We start from the raw sequence: 6,000 nt of genomic DNA, 5'->3' as shown, positions 1-6,000 counted from the left end.
TTTTATTACAGCGTTATCAAACACAGGTATCAAATTCTCTCTTAATGGTAATCAGGAGCAATGTCACCCAGCTAACATCAATGTTCAATTCGAAGGGGTAAATGCATCTGAGTTACTAAAGGCATTACAGCCAACGGTCGCAGCATCATCAGGTTCAGCTTGCAACAGTGAGATGGTTCTACCGTCGCACGTACTTAAAGCGATCGGCTTAACTGACATGCAAGCACTCTCATCATTACGCTTTAGCCTCGGACGCTATACAGACGACACACAAATCTCCGAAACAGTTAAAGCGATCAAGAAAGAGCTATAAGTAATTTCTCAAAAAGACTGTGCGGTTGGCTGACCACATAGCTGAACCTCGCATAAGTCATGCTTTTGGCGTCAGCTTGTTCTTTCATCTGATGGGTGGTTGACGCCATCATTAGTGACAACCTCACCTAAATCAAACGGATTCACATCTTCAAGACATCCAATGTTGAAACCATACTCCATTGGATTCGAACGACGTTGATGATGAGTATAAATGCCACAGGTTGCACAGAAGTAATGCTTCGCTGTGTTCGTATTAAACTGATACAGCTTTAAACTTTCAACACCTTCAACAATGCGAATCCCATTCAAATCGACAGAGCCAACAATCGCTCCTTTTCTGCGACACATTGAACAGTCACATCGACTGGGATTTTCAATTCCATTTGGTAAGGTGATCTCTAAGACAACTTTGCCACAGTGACACGTCGCCCTGTGTCTCGGAAGAATTTCCGTATTACCCACTTTTTTGATCATAGCTGAATCCTTCATGCTTCAGAACAGTTGCGTAAATGGCTGTGCTTCTCAGTTGACACGTTTGTTATCTGAAGCGCTTGTGACGCGTAGCCTCTGATGCACAGCACTTCTTAACCAACCAATAAGCATTTCTTTCATTTACAAAAAAATTATTTTATTTTCATTACCCGATATTCTCTGGGTGAATATGAGTATCTTTGCTTGAAGATTCGGCTGAAATGTGAAAAATTTTTGAAACCACACTGATAGGCTATATCCGTTATTGTCATCTCGGAAAACAATGAGTTGGTCAGATAATGATGACTTAGCTCCAATCGCTTTTCAGTTAAGAACCGCATTAGAGAGGTATTTTGGTGTTCAAATAGTTCATTTATATATCTGGTTGAAAGTCTGACACCTTGTGCAATATCTTCAGCGCTAAGACAGTCATTTTCTAGATGAGTCTGTATGTATTGTTTGACTCGAAATAATGATAGCGCTTTTAACGATGATATATCGCTCTTTAAACCACCACTTTCAATAAGACTCTCTTTTATTATGTCTATTATCGGGAGGGTGAAACTCTCGAAAGTAGCTCTATCCATGTAATGCATGCTCTCACATAGCCGCTGGAGCGCTTGAACATTCTCTGTCTGATTTTTACTGAAGATTTTTGTGGCGGTCAGCTGATCTAAATTCCGCAGCTGACATTCAAGCTGAGATCTTGGAACTGAGATAATGAGTTTAGAAAAAGGCTCAGGCGTTATGATTTTGTGCGGTTCAGTTGCATCATAAATTGTCATATCTCCGGGCTGGAGAAAGGTCTCGCGACCACCTTGTTCAATTTTATAAGAGCCTGAGAGTAATAGTACTGCAAAATAACAATCTTGAAAGACAGAGGTAGGTTCTGAGGGTAAACGTTCCAGTTGAATCGGATTGGAACGGATTGGAGAGAAACGAAGGCCATTAAGCATCGGATAAATTTGCATGTCATTGAACAGCCTGGCTTGCATGGACGGCTTCACTTCAACATTGGCATATTCTCTACCAATAACTTCACGCAACCATTCTTGCCTGAATCTCTCAGGCTGAGTATCCGTATTGAATCGACAGCCATTAAGTCGGCTCAAACTAGCTTCAATAGGATTGTCCTGTTCCATCACTCACGCCTATCTTTACTACTCATAAGTTTTAAACATAACACCGACTGAGAAAAGTCTCATCATGTTTGACTCTGCATAATCCATAAAAACATAAATGGAGAGCGCTATGAAGAGTCACGAATTTAACGGTCACTTGGTTTTGTTAAGAGGTGCCTGCCTCTGGATACTGATGGCATTGATATTAGCCTGGAGTATGGTTGGTATCTACAACGATGTGTCGCTATTCAGAACAATCTTTGAAGGAGATTTTAAGCGTGTACTTCAAGCGCACCTGGATTTTCTGATAATGAGCGCACTCATCCTGGGGTTTTATGCAACAAAAGTTCAGTTACCTTGGCACGTAAGATGGGCGATGGTGGTTGGTGCATTTACTAACTCAAGTTTATTTATGTTGCAGGCGATTTTCCCAAGTACGGACCCTGCATCCGTAACATATGTCACTACTGGGTTCTGGGCTTCTTTATTTAATATCTATCTATATACCAGCCTCATTATGACGAGCTATGGATTTGGTAAAGGTTCAGTGCTGGTATTCAAATCAACATTTAATCAACCTGAAAAATAAAGTGCTCATTCTTTTAATTGCATAGCGCTACCGTCAAGTGAACTTGTTTTCATTGAGTCTTGAGTCACCATTACTTTTGCTGCTAGCACCATTAGCAATCCTGCCATGGCTAATCACTAATACCCAAAAAGTCATTGTATCGGATGCATTCATACCTCATGATCCGCTATCCAAAGGAATTGCTCGAACCCTCAATACACTGGGTTCAGCAGTTATTCTAAGTTTAGTTATTGTTGTATCTGGGCCTCATATTCCTGAGTACGCAAAAGATCACGTTGCAACAGGAGCGGAGTTCGTCATTTTATTGGATAGAAGCAGAAGCATGGATCAGCCCTTTGCTGTGGAAAATAGCGCTCAAAAAGTTAATCGTGATTTAAGTAAAAGTAAGAGACATACTGCAGTAAAACATCTGGAAGAATTTGTGAAACGTAGATCGGATGAGCGTTGGGGATTTGTGATGTTCAGCAATAAAGTCATGCCCTTAATACCCCTTACTGAAAATAAAGATGTCGTTCTTGCAACAATACAAGCCAGTGGTTTGGGTAAAGGTATGTCAGAAACAAATTTAGCTCAGTCATTACTCCAGGCTGGAGATTATTTTTATGGCGAAAAATACAAGGGGAGTAGGGTTGTACTGTTGGTTTCTGATGGTGGCGAAAAATTTTCTGAAGAAGAGGAGGCTAGAATTAGCCAAATTTTTCAAGAAAATAGTCTTACACTTTATTGGATTTATCTAAAGTCTATACATGACTTTTCTCTTGAGAAAAGTTCAGGTGAACCGATTGCATGGAATGAGCTTCCAGAAAGGAAACTACATAAGTTTTTCTTGAATATGCAAATCCCCTATAAGGTCTTTGAGGCTGATACTGACTCTGAATTTTCAAATGCTTTTCTAGAAATTAATGAGGACCAATCACATAGTATCATTGTGAGTGAGATTCAGCCTAAAGAGTCAAAAGCACGTATTTTCCTTACAATCGCTTTTATATCTTTGTTACCACTTGTTCTAGTAAAACTCTATGCGCTGTTGGGTATGAAGCCTAAAGTAAGTAGTTAGATAAAGGTTGAACTACCATACATTTTTCAGGCACAAACCAATCCACGGCTCTTTGAAAACCACGTTAACTTTGAAACGCAACAGTGCCAAAGTCTCAGTGTCTCTGTCACCAATCTCATTCTAATTGGCATTTAAAGGCCGCCTGCTCCTATGAACGAGGCACCATCACCCAGCTTTCCAAGCAGTCGCGCCCAAGAAGGGCACGACTACCTTGGAAGGCATGGTTTACTGGACTTGTGACTCTTCCAGATAGCGGAAGAAGTCGGAGTCGGCTTTGAGCATGAGCGTACTGTTCTCGCCTAGGGCCCGGTAGCTTTCCAGCGTGCGGAAGAAAGAATAGAACTCCGCATCAGCACCGAAGGCTTCACCATAGATACGCGTCGCTTCGGCGTCGGCCTCGCCTCGGATCTTCTCGGCATCACGTGCAGCTTCGGAGCGGATGCGTCGAAGATCACGTTCCATATTACCGAGGATTTCCTGACTGCGGCCCCGACCTTCTGAACGAAAACGTTCGGCGATAGACTGACGTTCAGCGATCATGCGGCTTTCCACCTGACGGCGTACAGACTCAATATAATTGACACGCTTGATACGCACATCGTCCAGCTCGATCCCCAGGGCAGGCATGGAATCGCGGGCTCGTTTAAGAATACCGGCTTCCAGCAGTTCACGGCCCAGTTTGGGCTGTTTCTCCAGATTAACGTCACTGCGTTCAGCTAGAGCAGGATCATCCAGATCCGCAACATTCACCTCCCAATCCTTCGAGCGAACGATCTCTTCCAGCTCGGTCGACGAAACCATGTCTCGCACCACTGAGTCTATGATGTCGTCTAGACGCGTACGAGCACCAGCTTCATCGCGGACACTGGTCAAAAACAGTAGCGGATCAGTAATTCGCCAGCGCGCTGTGGTGTCCACCAGAATGAACTCACGACCCAGTGTGGGAATTTGGGTCACATCGCCATCCCAGACCAGAAGACGCTTGTCGAAATAACGCACATTCTGCCAGGGTAGCTTGAACTTTAGGCCCGGCTCGTCAATAACATCGCCGATCGGTTCACCAAACTGGACCACGATGGCCTGTTCGGCTTCATCCACGGTGTAAAGCGTGAGGTTACCGATTATGACGGCAAGCACGGCCACGATGGTAAGCAGTGTGGTTTTCATTTATCACCTCCAGTAGCGTGCATCGCTTTACGATTGACATCGAGTAATGGGAGTGGCCCCACCTGGCCATCCTGTACAACCAGTATTTGTCCGATATTTGGCAAAATCTCGTTCAGGGTTTCCAAATACAGGCGTGAGCGAGTGACCGTCGGTGCCTGCTCATATTCGCGCAGAACAGCACTGAAACGTGTGCTCTCACCATCGGCCCGGTTCACCCGTTCCGTAGCGTAACCTTCCGCTTCCGCCACGGTACGCAGTGCAGCACCCTCGGCATTAGGAATCTCTTGGTTAACCCGTTTTTGCGCTTCGTTGATCATCCGTTCCCGCTCCTGACGCGCCTCATTGACTTCATTGAAGGCAGGTTGTACGGCAGGGGGCGGCACCACGTCCTGCATTTCAACGGTGCTGACACGAATACCAGCGTCGTATTGGTTGAGTATTTCCTGGATCTCGTCACCAGCTTTCTGCTGAATTTCCACACGACCGATGGTCAGCACCTCGGAGCCCAGCATATTACCGACGATACGGCGCATTACTGACTCAGAAATGTCGCGCAAGGTACGGGTAGGTTCGCGCATCTGGTACAGGAACTTGATAGGGTCATCAATGCGGTACTGAACTACCCACTCCACATCGATCATGTTGAGATCGCCGGTTAGCATCAATGACTCATCTTCAAATTGGGCAGAACTGTAGGTCGAGCGTTCTCCCTGACGTGTTCCCTGAGTACGAAAGCCAAATTCCTGCTTCAGTACACGCTCGGTGGCGACCAACTGAATCTGGTCAATGCCGAAGGGGATCTTAAAGTGCAGGCCCGGGTCAGTAATGCCTTTAACAGAACCGAATCGTTTAACAACGGCCCGTTGTTCCGGTTGCACCGTGTAAAAAGAGGTCAGTGCGCCCCAGGCCAGCAAAATCAGTAAAATGACGCCAATAAAACCGCCGCCTAACCGGCCGCGCGAAGAGCCGCCGCGAGTGAATTTTTCCATTAGCTCATACAGGTCAGGTGGGCCAGATGGCCCTTGACCGTTACCTTTTACGGATTGGATCATTCTCGTTCTCCTTTAATCGAAACGTCAGTCTACTCTTTAGGGCGCTGCTTTGTACGCAATTCGGTGGGAAAAACGCTATTGATTTGGTGGACAAGAAGTATTGATAACTTGATATATATGCTGTGTATCCTGTTTGGGCTGTTGTTGAGGGTAGGGATCGCAAACACTTTTATATATAGGATCTAAGCAAATAACTCTCACGTGATACTGTCACTACTTGCATGTGAG

Annotated in this window: 7 protein-coding genes; 3 read left to right on the top strand and 4 right to left on the bottom strand. The window is 44.9% G+C overall.

The annotated features are described in order from the left end of the window. A partial coding sequence (locus tag ACTF5U_RS01135; RefSeq protein WP_438969790.1) for an aminotransferase class V-fold PLP-dependent enzyme occupies positions 1–313 on the top strand: 313 nt, incomplete at its 5' end. A 71-nt stretch (positions 314–384) separates the two neighbouring features. On the opposite strand, the gene ACTF5U_RS01130 is transcribed toward ACTF5U_RS01135, so the two are convergent. Together ACTF5U_RS01130 and ACTF5U_RS01125 are read right to left on the bottom strand one after the other, a co-directional pair. Beyond that, the gene (locus ACTF5U_RS01130) at positions 385–789 is read right to left on the bottom strand and encodes a GFA family protein (RefSeq protein ID WP_438969789.1); all 405 of its coding nucleotides are present in this window, start codon (positions 787–789) and stop codon (positions 385–387) included. 149 nt (positions 790–938) lie between these two features. Beyond that, positions 939–1,928 (bottom strand): helix-turn-helix domain-containing protein, encoded by a 990-nt coding sequence (locus tag ACTF5U_RS01125; RefSeq protein WP_438969788.1) that lies wholly within the window; start codon positions 1,926–1,928, stop codon positions 939–941. 172 nt (positions 1,929–2,100) lie between these two features. Here ACTF5U_RS01125 and ACTF5U_RS01120 point away from each other — a divergent pair, with 172 nt between their 5' ends. Together ACTF5U_RS01120 and ACTF5U_RS01115 are read left to right on the top strand one after the other, a co-directional pair. Beyond that, a complete protein-coding gene (locus ACTF5U_RS01120) occupies positions 2,101–2,496 on the top strand; it encodes a hypothetical protein (RefSeq protein WP_438969787.1) in 396 nt (131 codons plus the stop codon). 52 nt (positions 2,497–2,548) lie between these two features. Continuing rightward, the gene (locus ACTF5U_RS01115) at positions 2,549–3,553 is read left to right on the top strand and encodes a vWA domain-containing protein (protein ID WP_438969786.1); all 1,005 of its coding nucleotides are present in this window, start codon (positions 2,549–2,551) and stop codon (positions 3,551–3,553) included. Positions 3,554–3,778: 225 nt separating this feature from the next. Here the strand turns inward: ACTF5U_RS01115 and hflC are convergent, their stop codons facing one another. Then, complete coding sequence (gene hflC, locus ACTF5U_RS01110; RefSeq protein ID WP_438969785.1) at positions 3,779–4,720, bottom strand: protease modulator HflC; 942 nt, start codon at positions 4,718–4,720, stop codon at positions 3,779–3,781. Then, positions 4,717–5,772 (bottom strand): FtsH protease activity modulator HflK, encoded by a 1,056-nt coding sequence (gene hflK, locus ACTF5U_RS01105; protein WP_438969784.1) that lies wholly within the window; start codon positions 5,770–5,772, stop codon positions 4,717–4,719. The genes hflC and hflK overlap by 4 nt, the downstream gene beginning before the upstream one ends. Positions 5,773–6,000: the final 228 nt, after the last annotated feature.

It is taken from the genome of Methylophaga sp. (assembly GCF_965655755.1).
Taxonomy (GTDB): domain Bacteria; phylum Pseudomonadota; class Gammaproteobacteria; order Nitrosococcales; family Methylophagaceae; genus Methylophaga.
Note: the sequence above shows the minus strand (reverse complement) of the source record. Positions and strands in the feature narration are given on the sequence as shown.

Bases quoted from the DNA above. Each gene is read 5' to 3' on its own strand.
- ACTF5U_RS01130 (WP_438969789.1), bottom strand. From the start codon at position 789: ATGATCAAAAAAGTGGGTAATACGGAAATTCTTCCGAGACACAGGGCG.
- ACTF5U_RS01125 (WP_438969788.1), bottom strand. From the start codon at position 1,928: ATGGAACAGGACAATCCTATTGAAGCTAGTTTGAGCCGACTTAATGGC.
- ACTF5U_RS01120 (WP_438969787.1), top strand. From the start codon at position 2,101: ATGGCATTGATATTAGCCTGGAGTATGGTTGGTATCTACAACGATGTG.
- hflC (WP_438969785.1), bottom strand. From the start codon at position 4,720: ATGAAAACCACACTGCTTACCATCGTGGCCGTGCTTGCCGTCATAATC.
- hflK (WP_438969784.1), bottom strand. From the start codon at position 5,772: ATGATCCAATCCGTAAAAGGTAACGGTCAAGGGCCATCTGGCCCACCT.